Genomic DNA, 22,236 nt, shown 5'->3' with positions numbered 1-22,236 from the left:
GGGACCTGTGGAATCTCTTTGGTGGGCGGAATGGCTGAAGGCTCCACCCGGCCGGACATCGGCTTCCGGTTGCGCTTCCTTCGCTTTCAATACTGCCAGAGGAGGAATTGCCGACGATGTCAAGAGTGCTCAAGAGATCATGGCTGGCCACGTTGGTGTGCCTGTGCCTCCTGATCTCGACCCTGGCGCCGGCGCTCGCCGCGACACCGGCGGGACCCTCGTCACAGGACGAGGCCATCGAGTTCCTGAAGCTGTACGGAATCGTCCAGGGTGACGAGTACGGGCGGATCAACGCGGACGCCAACATCACCCGCGCCGAGCTCGCGAAGATCGCCGTGGCCGCCAACGGCCAGGCGGAGCTGGCGCCACTCCTGGCCAGCGCGGTCCGGTTCGCGGACTCCCGGGGCCACTGGGGGGCCGGCTACATCGAGCTGGGCGCCCGGATGGGGCTGCTGCGGGGCCGCGACGCAAACAACTTCGACCCGAATGCCAACATCTCGTATGCCGAGGTCTACACCATCCTGCTCCGAATGGTCGGCCGCGAACCCCTGGGCCCGTGGGATCCGGTGACCATCATGCGGACCGCCGCGGAGCTCGGCCTGGCCCCCTCGGTGGGCGCCGAGGCCCTGGCCAACCTGCCGGCGGTGCGCGGGGTCATCTTTGAGTCGCTGGCCCGGGCGATGACCACCCTTCCCCTGGCCGACGGCAAGACCCTGGCGCAGAAGCACTTTGACGACCAGCCGCCGGTGCTGACGCTGTCGGGCTCGATTCCGGAGGCCACCGTGGCGGAGTCGGTCACCATCTCCGGCACGGCGACCGGCGCCAAGGCGGTGCTGGTGAACGGCGTGCAGGCGGTGTTCCAGAACGGCCAGTTCAGCGCCGTGGTGCCGCTCCAGCCCGGTCCCAACGCCATCACGGTGGAGGCCTACGACCTGGCCGGCAACGTGGCCCGGCAAACCATCACCGTCACCCAGGGCGGAGAGGTCGCCTCGATCTCCATCAGCGGCCCGACGCAGGTGAACGCGGGCGAGTCCATCACCCTGAACGTGGTGGCGAAGGACGCCCAGGGCCGCACGATGCCCAACAGCCTGCTGACCGCCACGGTGAGCGGGAACATGGGCACCTTTGACGTCGCCACCGGCAAGTTCACCGCCGGCACGAAGGCGGGCATGGCCACGATCACCCTGGCCAGCGGCAGCGTGACGCAGACCTATCAGGTGGCGGTCCTGGGCCAGGCGGCGGAGGCTGCGGGCCTGCGGATCCGGCCGGTGCAGGCGGGGGCCTTCACGGCGGGCCGGACCGGCAAGATCGAGGTTGAGGTCGTCGACGCCGAGGGCAACCTGGTGGCGTACGACGGCGGCCGCAACGTCATCCTCTCCACCCGGGATTCGGGCCTGACCATCGTCAACTCGGTGGCGCAGACCGTGGGCGGCGTGGCGACCTTCGAGGTGAAGGCTGACGAGGTCGGCTCCTACACGGTGACGGCCTCGGCCATCGGGCTGAACAGCGACGCCCTCGACGTGAACTTCGCCAGCAGCACCCGCATCGTGCTGGTGCCCACCACGGAGGGGCCGTACAAGGCTGACGGCACGACGCCGGTCCGGCTGCGGGTGGAGCTGCAGAACGAGGCCGGCAACCCGGTGACCAACAACTCCGGCTCGGCCATCGTGATCGAGTTGGACACCACCTCTGACGACGCCACCGTGACCCGGACGGTCACCATCGCTTCCGGCGCTCGTTCCGCCGAGGCGACCGTAACGCCGGGCGTCAAGGCCGAGACGGTGACGGTGCGGGGCATCGTGACCAGCGGCCAGCCCTACAGCGTGATCCCGGTCTCCCTGCGGTTCCAGGAGGTCCAGGTGGGGCGGCCGGCCAAGTTTGAGGTGGGTGGCGCTTACGCAACCCGGTATCCTGGAGCGCTGATCGAGCTGCGGGTCGCCGTGGTCGACGCCCAGGGCAACCTTGTGCCTGACGGCAGCTACGCCTTCCAAGTTGAGGTTACAACATCCAACAACGACAAGATCGTTGACGGCCTGCCGGAGGGTGTGACGCTCTACCTCGGCAACACGGGCTTTGTCCCCGTGGCGGATGCGACCGGTGGGGTGGTAGCCCGTACGCGTAACGGCACCGCGTTCCTGACGCTGGGATACGGCAAGAGCGGTACGGTGAACGTCAAGGTGGTCGGGGTTCGGGCCACTACCGACGCGATCGCAGACAACGGTGAGGTCGGCTCGGCTTCGTCTGGCGTCGGCCTGACGGGTCAGACAACCGCGACTTACGTCGGCAGCCTCACGGACGCCCGACTGCGCTTGACCGCTGAAGTGCCGTCGGCGAATGTAACCGACATGGAAAAGGGCGTTCTCCGGGCTTCGGCCTCGTCCAGCATCAAGATCAAGGCGCGGATCTATGATGACACAGACGGTCTCATGCCCATCGACGGCGGCACTGTGACGTTGACTCGTCAGACCGGTGGTGCGGGTGCCACCCGTGTTGCTGGTAGCCCGGACCACATTGCCACCGCCAGGATCGTGAACGGCGTCGCAGAGTTCACTGTCTACGGCACGGGCAAGACCGGTACCGATGTCTGGGAGGCCACGTTCGGCAACGCAACTTCTGACACGATTGAGATTACGGCTGTCAACAGCGCCCCCGGCCAACCTGAGATCGTCCGCACCTACGGGGATAAGAACAAGGTTAGTGACCGGGTGCAGCCTTCCGACGATTACCTGGTGCTCGAACTCAACCTAACCAACGTGCCAGGTGGATATGCGAAGGTCTTCCGGAGCGGCAGTTCCACGCCGATCTACGCCGGCGAGATCAAGGATGCGACCTCCAACCCGCATGTGCTGGTCCCGCGGAAGGCCCTCCCCAGCTCTGACCGGTACTACGTTGTAGTCAACAACGGCTACGGTGACAGCGCCAAGTCTGACCTCTATCCTTGGGACTCCAGTGAGCGTGTCATTGTGGAGACCCCGTTGAAGGTGAACATCTCCCGGGTGCGCTGGAGCGCCTCTGCAAATGACGGGTTGAAGCTCACGGTTACCGCATCCGGCGTCCAGAGCAGCGGCTACCTGGATCCCACGCTCCTGTACTTGGAAAACCAGTCGGCCTCGCCCAGGTATCGGCGGTATCTCGGCGGTGCTAGCTGCACCGTTTCCAACGGGTCGTTCACTTGCGACCTGTCTGGGCTCGGTTTCACGGCAGATGACTTCTACGGCAAGGTGCTCTTGGGTACTGAGCCTGGCTGGTATGTACGAGATGCTTCCGGCCAGGTAGCCGCAGACGAGGAGAATCTGAGCGACAACTACGTGTCGCCCACTCCCTACCTGGAGTACGCAGCCATCGAGAAGAACGCCGACGGTTCCGGTCGGGTCTACCTTTACGGTAGCGGATTCAGTGGGGCAACCATCTATCCGCATCGTCTGATGATCGGAGCTGTGGCACTGGGGACGTCCTCGGATTGGGTGCGGCCCACCAGCTCTACGCAGGCGAGCTTTACCATCAGCAAGGATACGATGGCTGCGATTGCAGCATCGGGGGCGAGCAGCCTCTCGGGCGAAGCGGGATGGCTCGTCAGCTCAGGTGACAACAGCCTGCCGGTGATGGCGGTGCCGATTCGTGCCCACGTAACCGTACGAGCGGTCTCCTACAACCCGCAGACGGACACCATTACGCTGCATGGGTCGGGCTTCCAGGACGGTGCCGTCCACCTGAACGCACTAATGGTGGTCACGGTAGCTACCAAGGACAGCTCCAACCCCGATGTGATTGTCGATCTGTCGTCGGACGTGGAGTCGTTTGAAGTGACGGCGAACGCCATTCACTTCAAGCTGAAGGATACGGTGGCAGATAGGCTGGAAACGGTGAACAGCCAGGGACGGTATACCTACTCCCGTAACGTCGTCTTGAAGTCGTATGGGAACTGGTTCACCTCCGATGGCCGGTTCGCCCCTGATCTGCCGGATCTGCTCATGGCTTGGTAACGATAGCACCGAGAGGACCCTGGGGAGATTCCCCAGGGTCCTCACCTGTTTCGGATTATGCACCACCCACTAGGCCAAGTGGACGTTGACGGCAGTGTTATCCCCGGACTCGGCTGGGAGAAAATCGGGCGGATGTATGGGGGCGGATTGTCCATATCCGAGACGGTACGCCATAACTCCAACACTGCAATGCCCTTCGCCAGTGGCTGCGTGCCAACGCAGTGCCCAGTTCCACTGTTACGGCCGGTTGTAAAATCCTCCACTAGCTCAAGTTTCGCGTGAATAACCCGCACTCCGTACAATGGAAACCCATTGAAAAAGCATCAGTCTGAACCAATGATACATGGTGGGATTTGCCCCTCTTAAACCACCATGTGGAGGTGTTGTTGCCCGCGCTATTTGGCAGTGACTTGACTGGCGACAGTGTCGTTCGTCAACTGACGCGTTGGTTTGTCGCCAGGATCGGGGGCGGCCGGCCAGCCGGCCGCCCCTGCTGAGCTTAGAACAGTGTAGCTTGTACAGTTCCGGATGCGACCCGTTTGCTTGGGCTGCGGTGAATCCGTGCCGTCCTCCGGCACTCCGTGAGTGCCTGGCGGCTCCTGGCGAGAAATGCACGAAGATCTCGGGCGCTGGCGAACTCCAACTCGACGGCACCAGCCGTTCCATCCCGGAGCACGAGTACGTAACGTGGGTGCGTCCGGCAGTCCGGCTCACAATCGAAGTAGACCTCAACCGTAAACTGAGGCAGCACGGTCGCTCGCAGTGAGGCCAGCACGAGTCATCCCTCCATTACCACGGGCTGCTGCCCTTGGCGGTCTGCAGATCCTGCAGCTCAAAGAGAACCCGGTCGACATTGGCCTCGTCCACAAAGCGCTGTTCACGGGAGCAGGCGTCCAGCAGGCAGTTGGTGCAGAGTGTGTTAATGACCCGGGGAAGCCCGCGGGACTCGGCGGCGATCTTCTGCAGCGCCTGTTCCGAGAAGATGTCGTGGTCGACACCCGTCCGGCGCAGATGGTGCCGGATGTACGCGACGCTTTCTTCCTCGCTCAGCGGCCCCAGATGGTACCGCACCTGAACGCGGTGGGCGATGGCTTCGAAGGTGCGCAGGCGGAGCATGCCGCGCAGTTCGGACTGGCCCACCAGCAGAAAGGTCATGGGACAGGCCGAATCCAGGTGGAAGTTGAGCAGGAACCGCACTTCCTGCAGCATGGCGTGCGGCAGCAGATGGGCCTCGTCCAAGACGATGACGGGCTGCAGCCCGTGCAGCCGGTAGCCGTCCAGGATGGTCTGCTCAAACAGCCGGCGGGCCTCTCGGCTCAGGAAGTGGTAGGGTGCGGCGACACCGAGCTGGGTGAGCACGTCGCGGTAAAAGGCCGTGGGCGTGAGCTTGGAGTCGGCAATGTAGACAAACGGATTCCGGCTGCGATCCAGCAGGTCGTACAGGGTACGGATCGCAGTGGTCTTGCCGGATCCCACCTCACCGGTGATGAGGCCGAACGCCCGGTGGCGCACGCAGTACTGGAGCCTGGCCAGCAGCTCCTGGTGCTGTGCACACGGAAACAGGTCGGTGGTCGGGATCTCCTTGCTGAAGGGCAGGACGCGAAAGCCAAAGAACTCGGCCAGCACTCAGTTCTGGCCCCCCTTCGGCTGCGTCAGCCGGGTGTAAGCGGTCTCACCCAGCCGCCTCCGCCGTTCGGTGTCATGCTGCTTCTTGGCCAGCGTGAGGAAGTTCAGGCCGGTCTTCGGTGCTGCTGTAGCTGGTTCGGGTGCGGGGGATACGGACCGGTGCCGGGTACGGTGCAGCTTTAGCGGGACCGCGTCGGCAAAGCGCTTCCCCTCGTGCCAGACCTGGATCTGGCTGAGGTCGTACGGGTCGTAGCGAAGCGTGACCTTCCGGCGGGCCAGGGCCGGGTCGACCTCGTATTGGTTGCGGTAGAGCGAAAAGCAGCCCGTCTGGTCCACCACGCGCTCCTCCTCCCAGAGGAAGACCTCACGGAGTGCACTGGGGTCAATTCGCCGCAGCGGCTCCGTGTCGCCCTCAAACCGCTGCCGCGGCGTCTGCTTGGTCACGCCGTGCACCCGGTTGTGGTACGCCACCTCCAGCCAGGCCCAGAACAGCTCGTTGAGCTGCTCCAGGGTCGCAAGCTGGCCGGCGGCGATGAGTTGCTGTGCCTCCGGCAGAAAGCTCTTCTGTACGGTAAGGAAGAAACGCTCGATCTTCCCTCGCCCTTGCGGCCGATACGGCCGGGAATGGGTGAGGCGGATGCCCAGCCGGCCGCAGATGCGCGCCAGGTGCCGGGCGGAATAGATCGCCCCGTTGTCCACGTAGATACGCCGGGGGAGACCGTAGCGCAGGATGGTGCGTTTCAGGCAGTCCTCCAGGCGGGGCAGTTTCTCCTCCCAGTACATCTGCCCGTAGACGATGCGGCTGTAGTCGTCGATGAAGGCGATGAGGTAGACCTTGCGGGTCTTGCCGGGCCTGTCCGGATGCGGCAGGTTCAGGAGATGACACACGTCGCCCTGCCAGCAGTCGTTGCGGTGGGCCGCTTCAAAGCGCCGGAAGGTCGCCCTGCGCTTGCGGCTGCGTATTCCGGTCAAATCGACCAGTGATTCCGGTTCAAGCCGACCACCGGTTCTGATCCAAGTCGACCGCCGTTTCCGATTTCATCCGGCCAGCGCGGTGGCACTGAGGGGATGGAGCGAAGTGGCGATGGCTGGGCAGCGCTAGCCCATGGTTAACTCGGATGTCTGGAGGTTCGCTATCTTCCGCATGGATTCCCCCTTCAGGTTCAGTTTGTGCGCACCATGTACCAGGCGGTCCAGGATCGCATCGGCTACGGTAGCGTCGCCGATCACACTGTGCCACGTTTCGATCGGCAACTGCGAGGCAATCACTGTCGACCGTGCCTGTGTACGATCATCGATGACTTCGAGAAGGTCTCGGGATTCCGCCACAGAGATGGGAGCGAGATTCCAGTCGTCCAGAATTAACACATCCGTCCGGGACAGGGTGTTGAGGATGCGGCGAAGGGAGCCGTCAACCCGCGCGGTAGCCAGCTCGGCAAGGAGTCGCGGCACCCGGTAGTAGCGAACGGTGTAGCCGTGCCGGCAGGCGGCGTTGCCCAGAGCGCACGCGAGAAACGTTTTCCCCACACCGGTGGGTCCAACAATCAGGATGTGCTGGCCGTACTCGACCCACTAGCATGCGGCGAGGCTCCGCATGACGGTTCGGTCCAGGCCGCGCGGATGCTGGTAGTCAACATCTTCCATGCATGCGGCCACGCGGAATTTCACCTCTTTGAGAAGCCGAGCCAGGCGCCGGTTTTGCCGGTCGAGCCATTCCTGATCCACGAGGAGTTCCAGACGTTCCTCGAACGACAGGGACTGGAGTTCAGGTTGCTGCTGTTGGCGCACCAGGGCGTCAGCCATGCCGCGAAGCCGCATTTCCCGAAGCCTTTCAATCGTCGTCTGCAAGGGCATTCGTTACGGCCCTCCCCCTGCGTAATAGTCGGGGCCCCGCAGATTGGGATGCACCGGAGTGGCTTGGTTGTCCGGCGGGCCAGGCAGCGGCGCTTGATCGAGGTTATGGGCCAGGATGGACTTCACACTGCTGTAGCTGAACGTCCGGGCCGCACATGCCCGAGCGGCGGCCGCTTCGAGACGGTCGGAGCCATACTTCCTGGCCAGGTGGATGATGCCAAGGCACGACCGGAAGCCCTGCTCCGGATGCGGCTTCTCCTCCAGGATCGTCACCACCAACTGCGCCGTGTGGGGTCCGACCGATTCCGCCCAACGCCGCAACTTGGACGGGGTCCATTCCCGATGCCGGCGGTGGGAGGCTGGCATGTGCTGAATCTGGGTGACGGACCGTCCACGGCCGGTCGCCCGTGGATGGCAGGCTACTCGTTTTCCCCGGTGCAAGATTTCCACCAGGCCGTCCGTGAGGCGGATATCCACCGTCTCCCCAACCAACGGGTACGGGACACTGTAGTAGTTGCGGTCGACCTCGACATGGTAGTCGAGATTGACCTTGGCTTTCCGCCACTCAGCAAACTCATAACGCTGCGGCGGTAAAGGGCGCAACGCCGGCTTGTCCAGCGTTTCGTACAGGCTCCGGCGCGTTCCTTCGAGTTTTTGGAACGGTCGGTCGTTGAGTCTGGCCACGGCCTCTCGAATTGCCCGGTTCGCGTCGTGAAGACTGAAAAAGGTGTGGTTCCGCAGGGCGGCAAGAATCCAGCGCTCCACCACCAGGACCGCGTTTTCGACTTTCGCCTTATCCCTGGGGCTGCGGGGTCTTGCCGGAATGACCGCAGCGCCGTAATGGGCCGCCATTTCCTGATAAGCCGGGTTGAGATCCGGTTCGTAGCGGCAAGCGCGGGTGACGCCGGCCTTCGGATTGTCCGGCACGATGATCTCTGGAACGCCACCGAAGAACTCCAGGGCGTCGCAGTGGGCTTTGATCCAGGAACGCAGGTCCTGAGCCGGATAGGCCTTGGCAAAGGTGTAATTGCTGGCCGGCAGAACGGCAACAAAGATCGGAGCCTGCCAAACCTCTCCCGTCTCGCGGTCATGAATGGGCACGGTATCGCCGGCGAAATCCACCTGCATCTGCTCACCTGCCCGATGCGGTTGCCGGAGAACGACATCGAGCTTGGAACGCCACTGCCGGTATCGCTGGCAGAACTGGCTGTACTGCAGCCCATCTGGATGATTCTGCTATATTCCCACCACAGGAGCTGCAGGGTAACCCCTTTTCGGGCCAGTTCCCGGTGGATGTAGGCCATGTCTGGCAAGGGCCGCTCTACTAGCCCTTGGGGGGGTAAAGCTTGGCCTCAAGTTCTGCGTCGTCGATGTTCGGCAGCGGCCAGGAAAGGCCGGAGCATTCAAACCGCCGAAGCATGTCCAGCACGGTGCTGTGCGAGATCGAGAGGCTCCGGGCAATCTGCCGGGCGGAGAGCCCGACCTCCCACTTCAAGCGAAGGATCTCTCTGATCTTGCGCATCGACAACCTCCGATTTGCCAAGGCTTGCCCACGTCCTCTCGTGTGGAGATGTTATCCACAATTCGGGAGGAGCCGGCAAAACCCTGTAATGGTCGACCATGCCGCTTCGCTCTAGGATTCGAGCCGGTCGATTTGGGCCGGAATGGGCGGTCGACTATCCCCGCAAACGGTGGTCGATTTCATCCGTAATAAGTGGACGGATTCGACCGGAATGAGTGGTCGAATCCGTCCGGAATACGCATGCGGCTGAGCATAGCCTTGCGGCTGTAGCCCGCCCGCACCAGATGCTGCGACAGGGTGGATCGCCGGAGCAGCCCCGGCGGAACTACGCCGGCCTTCTCCAGGGTGTCAATGATCTGCTGCACGCTGCGCTCCGGCACTTCCCGCCTGGCAGCGATGGCGTGCTCCAGAATCTCCGGTGTGATGACACGGCCCTTGCGGGCGTCGTCCCGCACCTTGGGTTTCAGCCCGTCGAAGCCGGCCTGCCGGTAGGCGGCGATCCAACGCTCCAAGGTGCGAACGCTGACCCGGGTCTTGTCGCTGTGCGGAATCTGGTGGTGCTGGCGGGCGATTTGCTGCAGAATCCGCCGCCGTTCGAGCCGGGTCACATCCTCCGCCACAACCGGTGCGATGAGCTGCCACCGAAAAGCGGCAATCTCGTCGCGCTGCTGTTCGTCCATGGTGAGTCCCTCCCTTGCCAGGTTGGCGCTATTGTGGCACGCCAGCCTGCGGGAAGGCGACGGACAGACTCTGTGGTGTGCTAGAGGGAAGCCGTGCCTTCACCCAGCCGGTTCAGCGCAGCAAACACTCCGCCGTGTTCCTCCGGCCGCCGCCCCATCTGACGGCGGTACCAGTCCCCCACATCCAGCAGGAAGTGGAGCGCGGCGTCCGGACCTTCCCGCCGGGGGGTGAGGGCATCGAGGTCTGTGTCCGGCCAGAAGCGCAGAACCCGTTCGGCAAGGTACTGGCTCCACTCTCCGGCCAGCGCTCTCGCCCTGACAAGCCAGCGTCTCAGCGTCTTCTCCGAGAGCCAGCTGACCGTCGGGCTGCTCAGTCGCCGGGCCAGGGTGCTCCAGGGCAGCCCCCGCCGCACCCGCCCGCGAACCACGGCTTCTCGCACCAGCGTGATGAATCGGGCGTACGGTTTCAGAAAGTCAGGCAAGATGGCGCACGTCTTACGGCACCCTGGACACCACCAGCGGTAGATCGGGATGTACGCCTTCTGGTGCGCAGTAAAGACCCAGCGCCAGTACCGCCCATGCCGCCGCATTCGACCACCGCAACCTGGGCAGTGCAGGGGCAGGTCCGGCCCGCAAGTGCCATATTTGCGAAGATAGGTCTGGACGTTCTGACCCAGGGGAAGTAAGATACACATACACAGGTGCACTCCGCCCTGTGGGGAGAGCCTGCCCAGGTGGACCGCCAAGTCACAGGCCTGGGCAGGCTCTCATATTTGTCCCCTGTCGTACAAAAACGGAGAGGACAGCCCCTCTCCTGATAATTCTATCTTCAATATTCTCTGTCCTACACAAGCGCACGATGCTCAGCACATGTTGACAAATAATCCGGGCGACAACAGCTGGTGCACACGGTTTGTCCAGGAGCAGCACTTAGGGCACCTGGCCCCTGTCGCAACGCCTTCAACCACTACGACCAAGGTGCCATCAGAGACAGTAGCCACTTGAAGAACACACAGGTCTGGCAACTCGAGCCACGAACTGGTATGCTGGACTTGCATCCGATAGGCCTCCGCGTTTCAGATTGACTTGCCGGTCGCTCTGAACTTCGCCGAGTCCTACCGGATGCCTCCTTATTTCCAGCGCTGGCGGTAGTGCTCCACCACAATTACGGTAGCATCAGAAAAAGGCCGCCACGAAATTCCACGGCGGCTGGGACGTCGCCCGCTCTACTGGCCCTTGGGGGTTTCCTGGGTAAAGCTTGGCCTCAAGTTCTGCGTCGTCGATGTTCGGCAGCGGCCAGGAAAGGCCGGAGCATTCAAACCGCCGAAGCATGTCCAGCACGGTGCTGTGCGAGATCGAGAGGCTCCGGGCAATCTACCGGGCGGAGAGCCCGACCTCCCACTTCAAGCGAAGGATCTCTCTGATCTTGCGCATCGACAACCTCCGATTTGCCAAGGCTTGCCCACGTCCTCTCGTGAGGAGATGTTATCCACAATTCGGGAGGAGCCGGCAAAACCCTGTAATGGTCGACCATGCCGCTTCGCTCTAGGATTCGAGCCGGTCGATTTGGGCCGGAATGGGCGGTCGACTATCCCCGCAAACGGTGGTCGATTTCATCCGTAATAAGTGGACGGATTCGACCGGAATGAGTGGTCGAATCCGTCCGGAATACGCATCCTTGTTGGAAACAGCGGGACAGGTAAGACTTACCTAGCTACAGCACTCGGCATCGCAGCGTGCCGACAGGGCTACCGCGTTCGCTTCTGGCGCGTGGGCCAGTTCGTTGCCGAACTGCAGGAGGCGCAGAACGAGCACCGCCTCAGCCGCCTCGAAAAGCAGTGGCTACGGTTCGACCTCGTCGTGCTGGACGAGCTTGGCTATGTGTCCCTCAGCCGCCCGGCCAGTGAACTGCTCTTCCGCTTTGTCGCCGCACGGTACGAGCGGGGCAGCCTGATCATCACGACGAACCTGGAATTCTCGGAATGGCCGCAGGTGTTCGGGGACCAGAAGATGACAGCAGCGTTGGCAGACCGTGTGACTCACAAGGCCCACATCATCGAGATGAATGGGGAGTCGTACCGGTTCCGTGAGACCCTTCGACGGCAGGAAGCTTTGAAGCACCACCCGGAAACACCGTAAGCCCCGCAGGTATAAACTGGCAACCCGCCAACTGGAAACCGCAATGGAAGCAAAAACAGCCCTGTAGGGCTGTCAGGTGGCTCACTTTTGGATGATCAAAGTAGCTCCCAATCTCTTGATCAAACACAGCCCTCGAAAGAGGGCCAACGTACCGTAGCGTTGTCCGGTCAGCCTGGCTTTGAGACCGCACTAATTTACCAGGTGAACCCACCGGTAGTTTTCATCTGGTCACAGCTTTTGCACTCGATGTGTATACACCTCGTGGTAGACTTCAACTCCACTAACTGCCCAACGCTCACACCGGATGCACGAAAAACGAGGGGCGCCCATCAACTGGCACCCCTCGTTCCCTTATGTCTCAGTTGCGAGCTTCAAATCGGATGGGCGGGCCCCCGTCGATCGTGATTTCTACCGCATCCGCATCGGTAACGAAGTAGATCCGCATCGAAGTCGAATTCTGGCGCATGGTGAAGGTCATTTCATCATCACCGATGCCACGCGGTGTCAGCCTGACTTCGGGCCGCTGGCGACCGCCCTCAACGGCGGTAATCCTCACAGTGAAGTCTCGATCACTCGAGAAGCCCTTGCTGGCCTTGTTGTTTTCATCATCCACTGCACTGATTATGATCTCCTTGGGTTCGTTCTTCGTGTAGCTGAAGTCATCCTCGATGTAGGCCAAACCAACTGCTTCCCCACCCACAACCCGGATCGTGCGCGTGCCAGGGGTCACGTTCAGCGCGGTGCGGTCGGTCACCCGAAGCGTGTAATTGCCAGCCTTAAGGATCCGGAAGGAAGCTACGTAGTAATCATCATCCCAGTAGAAGTCAGTGCTTCCATCCACGTAGCTCGGATTGATGCCCTCCAGGACCAGCCGGGAGGCAAGGCGGTCGTCCGACCACTTGAGACCGTTATTGTCGATCACAGTGACGCGGACCTGCAGTACCTCACCGGCCGTGACGGTGGCCCGCTGGCCTTCAGACGTCCACGTAGTGATCGAGAAGGTCCGCGGCACGGAGGGAACCACGCGCAGGGTAACAGTGTCGTCCAGCGTCTTCCCGGCATATTCCGCCGAAGCTGTCATCGTGAACGTCTCGACATAGTGGAGCAGTCGCACACGGACGGAAGCCCGCCCTTCGGCATCCGTCGTCGTCGTGTAGGCCCTGTTTGCACCATTGAGGAGAGCGTACTCCGGACGGTCAAGCGAGAACTCAACCTTCACACCGGACTTGGCCACGGGATTGCCCTTCCCGTCCTTGAGCTGCACCGTAATAACATAGTCGGTGCCGGCCAATAGGCCGTACTCGTCGCTACCGAAGTCCAGATGATCGGGTTCACCAGAAGCAAAGGCCACTGTACCAGACGCACTGACCAGGCCCGTCGCCGATGCGGTCACCTTGAAGGTACCGGTCGCATTCGAGAGCACCTTCACCCTGACGCGACTGCTACCTTCGCGGAACGGAAGTATCACCCTGTTACCGTTCCACGGCACCACATCATCGGCTCCATCCAGGACTGTAAGCTTGGAGTTGACGTCGGTTCCATCGAATGTAAGGGTGACGGAGTAATCTTCGTCAGCGACAGTGGGAACGCCGTTTCGATCTTCCAACCGAAGCTCGAACTCATAGACGTCGTGCTCATCGGCCTGTGCCGCCTTTTCGCTAATGGCAACGAACTTGAGGCTCCGCGGCGCCATTGCATACCGCGCTTCAACCGTGGCCGTTGCACTCTCCAAGCCAGACGCGGTGGCACGAATTGTAATGGTGCCCTCAGTATACCTATCCACGGGCTCAATCTCGAACGGGGTCGTACCAGCAACGTCCAGCGTTATCTCCTTCGAGGACGTACCAGCAAAGTACGCCGGTCCCGTGATGGTCATCGTCACACGGTAGCTGTCACCATATTCGACCGGGTTCCCTGCCTGGTCCAGAATCCGCAGGGTACCTTCGAAGTTGGGGTAGTTGATGGCGAGGTACTTTGGCGCTTCGATGGCGAGTTTCGCAGCTACCTGTGCTTGAATTCGGATGCTGCCGGTGGAACGGATGTCCTTGTCGCCATGCGAGTAGTAGGCGGTGAACTCAGCGTCGAGACCGTCCATGCCGTAGGGAACCAGCACCTTAAAAGAAGCCACACCATTCTTGGCCTCAACCGAGGCATCGCCGACAATGTCGACGTTAGCCTCAAGGCTGACCAGCCCGTTAAAGTTCGTCACGAGGTTACCTTCGTCGTCAACAGCCAGAACGTTAACGGTCTGTTCGGCCGTCTCGTTGGACACCAATCCCTGCGGTGCCTCAAACGCAAAGCCCACGTGCTCACCAAAGACGTAAATCGTGCCCGTCGCAGTCTTGCCGTCCTTGGTAGCTGTCACGGTGTACTTGCCAGGCCGGGTGGCAATGAACATGTCACCTTCGAGGAACGCGTTCGTGTGGTCCTTGCTAAAAGTGGCGCCCGAAACGACGTTGCCAAACTCATCCTTAGCAACCAGCTTTACGGGCTCGCCAGGTGCCACCGACGGCACTTCGGCTTCCACAGTGGCCACGTCACCGGCAACAATGGTCACGTTGACGGTGGCCGGAGCCAGGTCACCATAGGAAACGGTGATGGTGCCGCGCCCAACCTTACCACCGGCGATGAATTTGCCATCGGCGTACGTACCGATGTCCCCGCCAATCGTGACGGTGAAGTCCTTAATCCCAGTATCAACACCCGCATCGTCCACGATCTTCACATCAAGGTCAACAGCGGTACCAGCCTTGAGGTTCCGATCGGCCAGGGAAACGGTGATCTTACTGGCAACACCGGTACCCCGGGAAATTGTAACCTTCTTCGTGTCTACGTTCCCGGCCCAGTCGCGAGCGCTGATCTCAATTTCGTTAACGCCAGGATCTAGGCTGACGACGACGCTAAAACGACCGTTGGCGTCGACCGAGACCCGCTCAGAATCCACAAATACGTCATCAACATCGGTGCCGGCCGTTCCGCTAATGGTAACACTAGACAAGCTGGTGTTAGTCGGAACGGGGTCAAGGCTCAACGTCGGCGGTTCATTGTCATGGTACTTCTGGTATACGTTCAAACCATCGACACTGGCGTAATTGTAGAAGACCGTGTCAATGAGTCCGAATGCCAAGCCCCGGGTGGCCGACGCAGAGGTTGTGCCAAGATACTTGGTGGCGTCCTCAGCTGTAATCAACCCGGCAGCTCGCGCACGCGCAACCGTGTCGGCCTCCCAGTTGGCTCCAGTGCCCGGCTCGATGCCCAGGAACTTCATGACAAACGCCAGTGCCTCAACAACGGTCACAGTTCGCTCAGGCTGAAAAGATCCGTCAGGATACCCCACTGCGAAATTGTGGTTCGCGGCGATGTTCTTGGCCACTGCCAGGTAGCCAGAGGCCCAGTGCGAGCCGGGGACATCCGGAAACGCGCTTGCACCTTGCAACACTTTCGCAGTCGGTTCTTCCCCAAAGGCCCGAACAATAATCGTTACCAGTTGGGCACGAGTCAAGGTCATGTCTAGCGCCGGACTCGTGGAGCCATCTGGCATTAGAACGCCTGCTACGATGCCGAAGTGTTTCAGTCTGTCGTACGCGGCCTCGACCTCAGCCGACGTTGGGGCTGCCATCGTGGAGCTGGCCACGCTAAGGACAAGGCATAGCGCAACCAAAGCTGAAGTCATCTTCTTCCACAATCGCATCACTACAAGCCTCCCTTATGTAAACAGACTACTTTCATCCGAAGACACCGGCTGAGAAAACCTTTGTTTCTTTATAGACGGGGCTACTCGTGCAATGGTTCCCTTGGCATGACGTCTCTCTCCGCAGATACTGAGCACCTAAGGCAGACCACGCAGCAAGCTTCCGGCTACAGCTTCTCCCCCACTTCTCACACACCTTTGTTGGGGTAGGACCAGTGAGTACTCTGGTAGCACGACACCTGCCAGAGCAACTGTGGACATCCAGCAAATGGCTTTGCTGCGTGCGCCGCGGAATCCTTCACGCCTTCCTCACTGTTGGTCTTCAAAAATAGCCGGCATCTTGTGTTAGGTCACCGGCAACGCGAGAACGGCCCTCTTACCCCAGCAGCTCTCTGGTATCACCAGACTGAACGCGAAATCAAAGAGGGCAAGGCATCTTGCCTCGCCCTCTTTGCTGGCTATCGATTACTTGCTGAACTTGATCACCTGGATCAGGGTGCCAAGCTCACTAGTATCGATCTTGCCATCATCGTTCACGTCCGTGAAGGTCCAGATCTCGAGCTGAGGAGCGGTGGTGTTGTAGCTACCAGCAACCACGTACACCCGATAGGTATTCTTCGGATACTCGACCTTCAGGATGTACTCCCCGGAGCCGCCACCGCTCTCGGTCTCACGGATGTCCGCGTACCCGGCGTCGCCAGCATTGAACACCAGCGCGTAGGTCGTCGCAGCCCGCTCAACCTGAGAGCCGGCCAGCTTGTTACCGAACTCGTCCACGACGTTCAGAACGAACTCCTTGACCTTGCCAGGCGTGTAGCTGAAGGTGGCATCCTTGAAGTACCCGGGATCCGGATCGCTGCTAGCGGTCACCTTCGCATCACCGTAGGCTACGCCGAACTGCTCAGCAGGCAGCACCCGGATGTTGCGGGAGCCGGAGACATCGGAGATAGCCGTGGCTTCCTTCACCTTCAGGGTGTAGTTGCCAGCCTTGGTGATGGTGATCGGCCCAACGTAGAAGCCGGAGACGTTGTCAGGCGCCGTCTCACCAGGAACGGCCGTGCCGAACACGTTGGAGGCATAGCCGTCGAACTCCTTAGGCGACGACCCGTGACCGCTCAACTCGAGCCGCCCGAGGTTGATGTCAGCCCAGGTAACACCGTTGTTATCCTTGACGTTCGCGACCACGATCAGCCGATCGCCGGCCTGGTAGGAGGTCTTCTGCGTCCAGCCAGCCGACTCGTCGTAGACCCACGTGGTCACGCTGATGGATCGGGCCATGGACGGTACGATGGACAGCTTGGCCTCCTTGCTGAGGGAGCCGCTCGACACGGTGATGTCGTACGTGCCGCTGGTGAGGTACGGCATCACCGCGATCTTGACCGAGGCCTTGCCTTCAGCGTCGGTCTCAACATCGAGGGCGTCCTTGTTGTCGGCCAGCACAGCACCATTCAGCTTGATGTACTTCTTGGCGTTGGCCGCCGGCTTGAAGCTCACCTTCGTACCAGCCTTCGGGACGACGTTGCCGGAGCCGTCCTTCAGCACTGCGGTCAGGGTGTACTCGGTGTTGGCCAGCACGCTGATGGACTGGAACCCCGCCGCGTCGGCCTTGCCCTGCTCGAAGGTGATCTGGGCAACGTCGCTGGCCTTGAAGGAGATCGTGCCAGACCCGCTACCAAGGCCGCTCGCGGAGGCGGTGACCTTGACATCGCCGGTGATGGCGCCCGCAGACACCCACACCGGAATCGAAGTGTACGTCTGGTCCGCCTTCAGCTCGTACTTGGCCTTGCCGTCGGACACGGTCGCCAGACCATTGGTCACAGGATTCGCGGGATCAACGGGGTCGACCTCGACGTAGACCTTGATGTGGTCGTCAGCCTTGGACGAATCGAAGGTCAGCGTGATCTCAGTGTCCTTCTCAGGCGTGAAGTTCACAGGCACGCCGTTCTTGTCCACGAAGGAGAGCTCGAACTTGAAGAACGCGTCGTGGTTAGCCTTCACGGGATCCGAGTCGGCCGCCGAGATGACCAGATCCTTAGCCGCCAGACCATAGACGGCCTTGACTTCCTTGGAAGCACTGGTCAGGCCCTCAGCCGTGGCGGTGATGGTGACAGTGCCCTCAGTGTACTTGTCGACAGGCTGCAGCGGGTAGGTCAGGTAATCACCCGAAACGTCGAGGGTCATCTCCTTGTCCGTGCCACGGAAATAAGCCGGGCCGTTGATGGACAGCTTGACCTCGACAGAGTCGCCACTGCGCAGCGGCTTGCCAACCTGGTCCAGGATGCGAACCTTGCCGTTGAAGGCAGGCCCGTTCACGGCCAGGTACTCGTCCGCCGTCAGGTCAATCGAAGTAGCAACCTGAGCAACGATCTCGAAGGTCTTGGAACCCTCGGCGATGACGTCGCCGTCGCTGTTCTTGTGGACGGCCTTGATCTCAGCCTCGAGACCCTCGGAGCCGACAGGCGCCGTCACCTTGAAGGTGTAAACGCCGTCAACGGCCTTGTCATCCTTCGGCCTGCTGCTGGCCACCAGATCAAGGTCGGTCAGCTCGATCTCGACCTTGCCGTCGAAGTCGGTGACATGGTTGCCATCCTTGTCGACGGCGGTAACGGTGACCGTGTACTGGCTGGAGCCGTTGGCAACGAGCTCGCTGTCGACCGAGATGTCAAACCCAGCGAGATCACCGAACACCGAGACGGTGCCCTCGGCCTTGACGGCCTCCTCGCCCTCGCCCTTGGTGCCGATCACCTTGTAGGTGCCAGGCTTGGTGGCGATGAACTGGTCGCCCTCGATGAAGGCGTTGGCGTAATCCTCAGCCTCCGCGAAGGTGACGCCCTCGACCTTGTTGCCGTACTGGTCAACGCCGATCAGCTTGACGGCGGTGCCGGGCTTGACGGACTTGGTCTCAGCCTCAACCTTGGCCAGCGGGCCAGCCACGATCTCGATCTCGACGGTGGCCGTCTCGAGGCCCTCGTAGGAGGCGGTGATGGTGTACTTGCCAGCCTTGGTGGCGGCGGTCAGCTTGCCCTCGGCCCAGGTGCCAGCCTCGCCGGCGTCGACCTTGACGTCGGTCAGACCGGTGTCGGCGCCCTCGGCGTCAACCACGAGGACCGGCAGGTCGATGGTCGAACCGGCAACCACAGGACCCTCGGGAGCGACGATCTGGATCTTGGCAGCCTGGCCGGCGACCCGCTCGATCACGAGCTTGGCGGAGCCGACGTTGCCAGCCCAGTCCTTGGCGCTGACCTCGATGGTGTTGGTGCCGAGGTCGAGCTTGACCTGAGCGGAGAAGGTGCCGTCCTCAGCGACGGTGATCGCGTCGGAACCGACGTAGACCTCACGATAGTCGCCGCTGACCTTACCGGTGATCTCGATGGTGGCCTTCTCCGTGGTGGCGGGAGCGGCATCCAGCGAGACGACCGGGGCCTCGGTGTCGCGGTACTTGGTGTAGACCGACTTGCCGTCGAGGCCGTTGTAGTTGTAGAAGATGGAGTCGGCCATGGCGAAGGCCAGACCGCGGGTGGCGGGCTCGTTCGGGTTGGCCAGGTACTTCTCCACGTCGGCGTCGGTGATCACGCCGGCGTTCTTGGCGGCGGCGATGGTGGCCTCGACCCAGTTGTCACCGCCGGGGACCTGGACCCCGAGGAACTTCAGCACGAAGGCCAGCGCCTCGATGGCGGTCACGTTGTTCTCGGGGCCGAAGGTGCCATCAGGATAGCCGATGGTGTTCCCGTTCTGGGCCGCGATGTTCTTGGCGATCGCGAGGTAACCCGACGCCCAGTGGCTGGTCGGCACATCGGAGAAGGTCTGCGCGCCGGCGAGCATCTCGGCGTACTCCTTCTGCCCGAAGGCCTTAACGATCATGGCCACGAGCTGGGCGCGAGTCAGGTTCTCATCCAGCGCGGGATCCTTGGTGCCATCCTCGCGCAGGATGCCCTCCGCGATGCCGTAGTAGTTCAGCCGGGCGTACGCAGCCTGGGCGTCGTCAGCGGTTACCTCGGCGAGGACCGGGGCCGCCAGGCTGAGTACGAGGCTGGACGCCACGACAGCGGACGTCAGCTTCTTCATCAAGCCCATTCTTCGGTAGCCTCCTTTGTAGTCTTTAGGTCCTAAAGCTACCTTCCTCACGAGCGGTGACATGAGGAAGCTTTGCAAACTTCGTCAGCGTCACCCGATATACGGCTTCGGGGCGGGGCAGCGGATTCTGTCTGCCACCGGCTAAACTATTTTCGTTCCCCTGGTCGCAATTCCTTCTCGCGCGCCGTTTAGGAGAGTTTGGTCGGCGCACTGCCACCTGTTGGGTCCGAAGCCGGTCGGGGTAACACAGGTTTACAGACGACGCGACCCGTGGCATTGTTCCCGGCGGTTTGTGCCTTTTCTGCCACCTCGTTTGCGGTCGCACACAAATAGACGCTGGACAGGCCGATTTGTTCCCCGAAATCGCGCGAAATCGCGTTGTCAATCCCTGGCGCGCGCGAAAGCACCGCCCCGCGCGGGCGGTGCCCTCCTTCTCGTCGCCTAGGCCGTGACCGTGCCGGGCTGCCCCTTCTGGGCCTTCTCCCCCAGCACCCGCTTCACCAGCTCGTGCTCCCGGTTCAGCTTGCAGGCCGTGGTGGGGAACAGCTCGTCCTTGGGGTTCGGTACCTTGTACGTGTCGATGATTCCCTCTGAGATCGCCTGGTTCACCAGCTCGTAGGTCTTCCGGTCCACGATGTCCGACCCGGCCAGAATGCGCAGGAAGTACTTCAGCCCCACGAACGGCTTGCCGCACTCCGCGCTGTCCAGCTTCCGGATCATCATCTCCATGTCGTACATCGCCGGCGGCAGCATGCCCAGCAGCGCCTCGATGGTGGTGAACTGGTTGACGAAGGACATCACGTCCTTGCTCATCGTCTTTTCCACCGCCACCACGTGCACCTGCTTGCCCCGGGCGCGCAGCTTGCGGATCACCTGGATCATGTCCCGGTCGCCGCAGACCAGAACGAACGTGTCGATGTCGGACCGTGTGTACATTATCTCCAGGGCGTCCAGGCTCATCTCGATGTCCGCGGCATTCTTCCGGGTGCCGTCCTCGTAATTCTTCGAGAACACGTGCCGGGGCTCGACGCTGCGGCGCTGCAGGTCGCTCATCAGCCCGCGGAACTCCTCGTGGTCGAAGTCCGCGTAGGCGTGCATCAGGCAGACCTGCCCGTTCCCCCGCTCCCCCATCTCCCGCAGGCTGGTGATCAGCCGGTCCAGGTCGGGGGCCACGCCGTACTGCTGCTTCATGCTCCAGTAGATGTTCTCGTAATCCATAAAAATGACCGATCGCAAGTGGGTCCCTCCTCATTACTCGCCCTACACCCTAGCTTTGGCCGCCGACGCCCCTTCCATACCTCGGCTTAGTGGCCAGCATACGAAAACCGGGCGGTCCGTGCCACAACAGCACGTCCGCCCGGTTGTCTCACCGCATGACCGCCGCCCGCACTCTCTCCGCCGCCTCGCGGGGCACGAAAAGGAAGCTGCGGCTGACCGGTTGGGTGGCGATCCCCCGGAGCACCTGCGAGACCTCCGTCATCTCCCGCAGCTCCGGCGGGTCGGTCCAGGAGAGCAGGATCTTGATGGGCGTGGGGCCCGCGTCCTGCGCCACGTAATACTGGTAGGTGGCGCTGGCCGCCCGGTCGATCTGGTAGTAGTAGTCGGGGTCAAAGCCTGCGGCCCGGAGGGCCCGCCGCACCCCTTCCTCCTGCTCCGGGTCAAGCCCGCCGTCCAGCCGGATGCCGGCGAAGAGCCGCCGGTGCAGGAACCGGCCGCTGAGGTCCGCCAGCACCGGGTCGGGGGCCGCCGTCCAGCGCTTGATGGCGTAGAGCACGTCGGTCTCGTCCAACGCCACGTACTGGTCCAGGGACAGCTCCTCCCCGGCCAGGACCGGCTCCAGGGCCGGCGGCAGGAAGCCCAGGGCGGCCTGCTCACCGCCGCGCACCAGGGCGACCGCCCGCCGGAGGGCCAGCTCCAGCAGCACCTCGCTGGAGCGGGTCGCCTTGTGGAAGTAGACGTTCCAGTACATAAAGTAGCGGGCCAGCAGGAACTCCTCCGCCGAGGTGATGCCCTTGTCGGTGAGGGCGATGTGGTCGTCCACCACGGTGACGGTCTGGATCAGCCGCTCCAGGTCAAACTGGCCGTAGGTGACGCCGCACATGCGGCTGTCCCGGAGCAGGTAGTCCATGCGGTCCACGTCCAGCTGGCTGGCGATCAGCTCCTTCAGAAACGGCCGCCCCTCCCAGACCCCGCGGATGAAGGAGGCGACGCGCGCCGGCCAGGCCGGGTCCCGTTCGGCCAGGATGTGGGCGACGGTGGACTCCGGGCTGGTGATGATCCGGGCGACCCAGGCCTCGTGGTTCATGCCGGTCACCTTCTCGAACAGGTGCGAGAAGGGGCCGTGGCCGATGTCGTGCAGCAGCGCGGCCGCCCGGGCCATCGCCTGCTCCTCCTCGCCGATCTCCACCCTGTGCTCCACCAGATGGCGCAGCACCCGGCCCATCAGGTGATAGACCCCCAGCGAGTGCGCGAACCGGGTGTGCTCCGCCCCGGGGTAGGAGATGAAGGAGGTGCCCAGCTGCCGGATGCGCCGGAGCCGCTGGAACTCGGGGCTCTGGATCAGCCGGAGGATCGTCTCGTCCTTCACCGCGATGTTGCCATGGATGGGATCGCGGAAGATGTACTCCTTCAAGGGCCTCCACCCCCTGACTGGCTCGCCGGACTCGT

General features: G+C 62.1%; 8 protein-coding genes and 4 pseudogenes. 2 read left to right on the top strand and 10 right to left on the bottom strand.

The genetic code is table 11. The annotated features are described in order from the left end of the window. Positions 1 to 116: 116 nt before the first annotated feature. Positions 117 to 3,983: an S-layer homology domain-containing protein gene (locus STH_RS00330; protein ID WP_083765874.1), complete on the top strand. Its 3,867-nt coding sequence runs from the start codon at positions 117 to 119 to the stop codon at positions 3,981 to 3,983. Positions 3,984 to 4,772: 789 nt separating this feature from the next. On the opposite strand, the gene STH_RS00325 is transcribed toward STH_RS00330, so the two are convergent. The 6 genes and pseudogenes from STH_RS00325 to STH_RS16660 all read right to left on the bottom strand — a co-directional run bounded on the left by STH_RS00325 (position 4,773) and on the right by STH_RS16660 (position 10,360). After that, entirely contained in the window at positions 4,773 to 5,609 is an 837-nt protein-coding gene (locus STH_RS00325) for an ExeA family protein (RefSeq protein ID WP_011194190.1), read from the bottom strand. After that, a pseudogene (locus tag STH_RS00320) lies at positions 5,610 to 6,566 on the bottom strand (DDE-type integrase/transposase/recombinase); the annotation flags it as partial. It abuts the gene before it with no gap. 141 nt (positions 6,567 to 6,707) lie between these two features. Next, positions 6,708 to 7,463 (bottom strand): annotated as a pseudogene (gene istB / locus STH_RS00315) (IS21-like element helper ATPase IstB). 3 nt (positions 7,464 to 7,466) lie between these two features. Continuing rightward, positions 7,467 to 8,985 (bottom strand): annotated as a pseudogene (gene istA / locus STH_RS00310) (IS21 family transposase). 236 nt (positions 8,986 to 9,221) lie between these two features. Beyond that, positions 9,222 to 9,665 (bottom strand): annotated as a pseudogene (locus tag STH_RS00305) (helix-turn-helix domain-containing protein); the annotation flags it as partial. Between the two features lie 80 nt (positions 9,666 to 9,745). Further along, the gene (locus STH_RS16660; RefSeq protein ID WP_083765873.1) at positions 9,746 to 10,360 is read right to left on the bottom strand and encodes a DUF6431 domain-containing protein; all 615 of its coding nucleotides are present in this window, start codon (positions 10,358 to 10,360) and stop codon (positions 9,746 to 9,748) included. Between the two features lie 931 nt (positions 10,361 to 11,291). Here STH_RS16660 and STH_RS00295 point away from each other — a divergent pair. Then, a complete protein-coding gene (locus STH_RS00295; protein ID WP_011194180.1) occupies positions 11,292 to 11,804 on the top strand; it encodes an ATP-binding protein in 513 nt (170 codons plus the stop codon). Positions 11,805 to 12,162: 358 nt separating this feature from the next. Here the strand turns inward: STH_RS00295 and STH_RS00290 are convergent, their stop codons facing one another. The 4 genes from STH_RS00290 to STH_RS00275 form a co-directional block, all read right to left on the bottom strand. Further along, positions 12,163 to 15,495, bottom strand: coding sequence for an S-layer homology domain-containing protein (locus STH_RS00290; RefSeq protein ID WP_043712909.1), 3,333 nt, complete (start codon positions 15,493 to 15,495; stop codon positions 12,163 to 12,165). Positions 15,496 to 15,960: 465 nt separating this feature from the next. Next, positions 15,961 to 19,569 (bottom strand): S-layer homology domain-containing protein, encoded by a 3,609-nt coding sequence (locus STH_RS00285; protein ID WP_043712907.1) that lies wholly within the window; start codon positions 19,567 to 19,569, stop codon positions 15,961 to 15,963. Positions 19,570 to 20,010: 441 nt separating this feature from the next. Then, positions 20,011 to 20,805, bottom strand: a complete 795-nt coding sequence (locus STH_RS00280; protein ID WP_011194177.1) for an NYN domain-containing protein — start codon at positions 20,803 to 20,805, stop codon at positions 20,011 to 20,013. Positions 20,806 to 20,935: 130 nt separating this feature from the next. Then, on the bottom strand, positions 20,936 to 22,201 hold the full coding sequence (locus STH_RS00275) for an HD domain-containing protein (protein ID WP_011194176.1): 1,266 nt from the start codon (positions 22,199 to 22,201) through the stop codon (positions 20,936 to 20,938). Positions 22,202 to 22,236 lie beyond the last annotated feature (35 nt).

The organism is Symbiobacterium thermophilum IAM 14863 (genome assembly GCF_000009905.1).
Lineage (GTDB): Bacteria > Bacillota > Sulfobacillia > Symbiobacteriales > Symbiobacteriaceae > Symbiobacterium > Symbiobacterium thermophilum.
Note: the sequence above shows the minus strand (reverse complement) of the source record. Positions and strands in the feature narration are given on the sequence as shown.

What these genes read in the sequence shown, in the direction of transcription:
- STH_RS00290 (WP_043712909.1), bottom strand. Translation starts at nt 15,495, where the DNA reads ATGCGATTGTGGAAGAAGATGACTTCAGCTTTGGTTGCGCTATGCCTT.
- STH_RS16660 (WP_083765873.1), bottom strand. Translation starts at nt 10,360, where the DNA reads ATGTGTATCTTACTTCCCCTGGGTCAGAACGTCCAGACCTATCTTCGC.
- STH_RS00285 (WP_043712907.1), bottom strand. Translation starts at nt 19,569, where the DNA reads ATGGGCTTGATGAAGAAGCTGACGTCCGCTGTCGTGGCGTCCAGCCTC.
- STH_RS00330 (WP_083765874.1), top strand. Translation starts at nt 117, where the DNA reads ATGTCAAGAGTGCTCAAGAGATCATGGCTGGCCACGTTGGTGTGCCTG.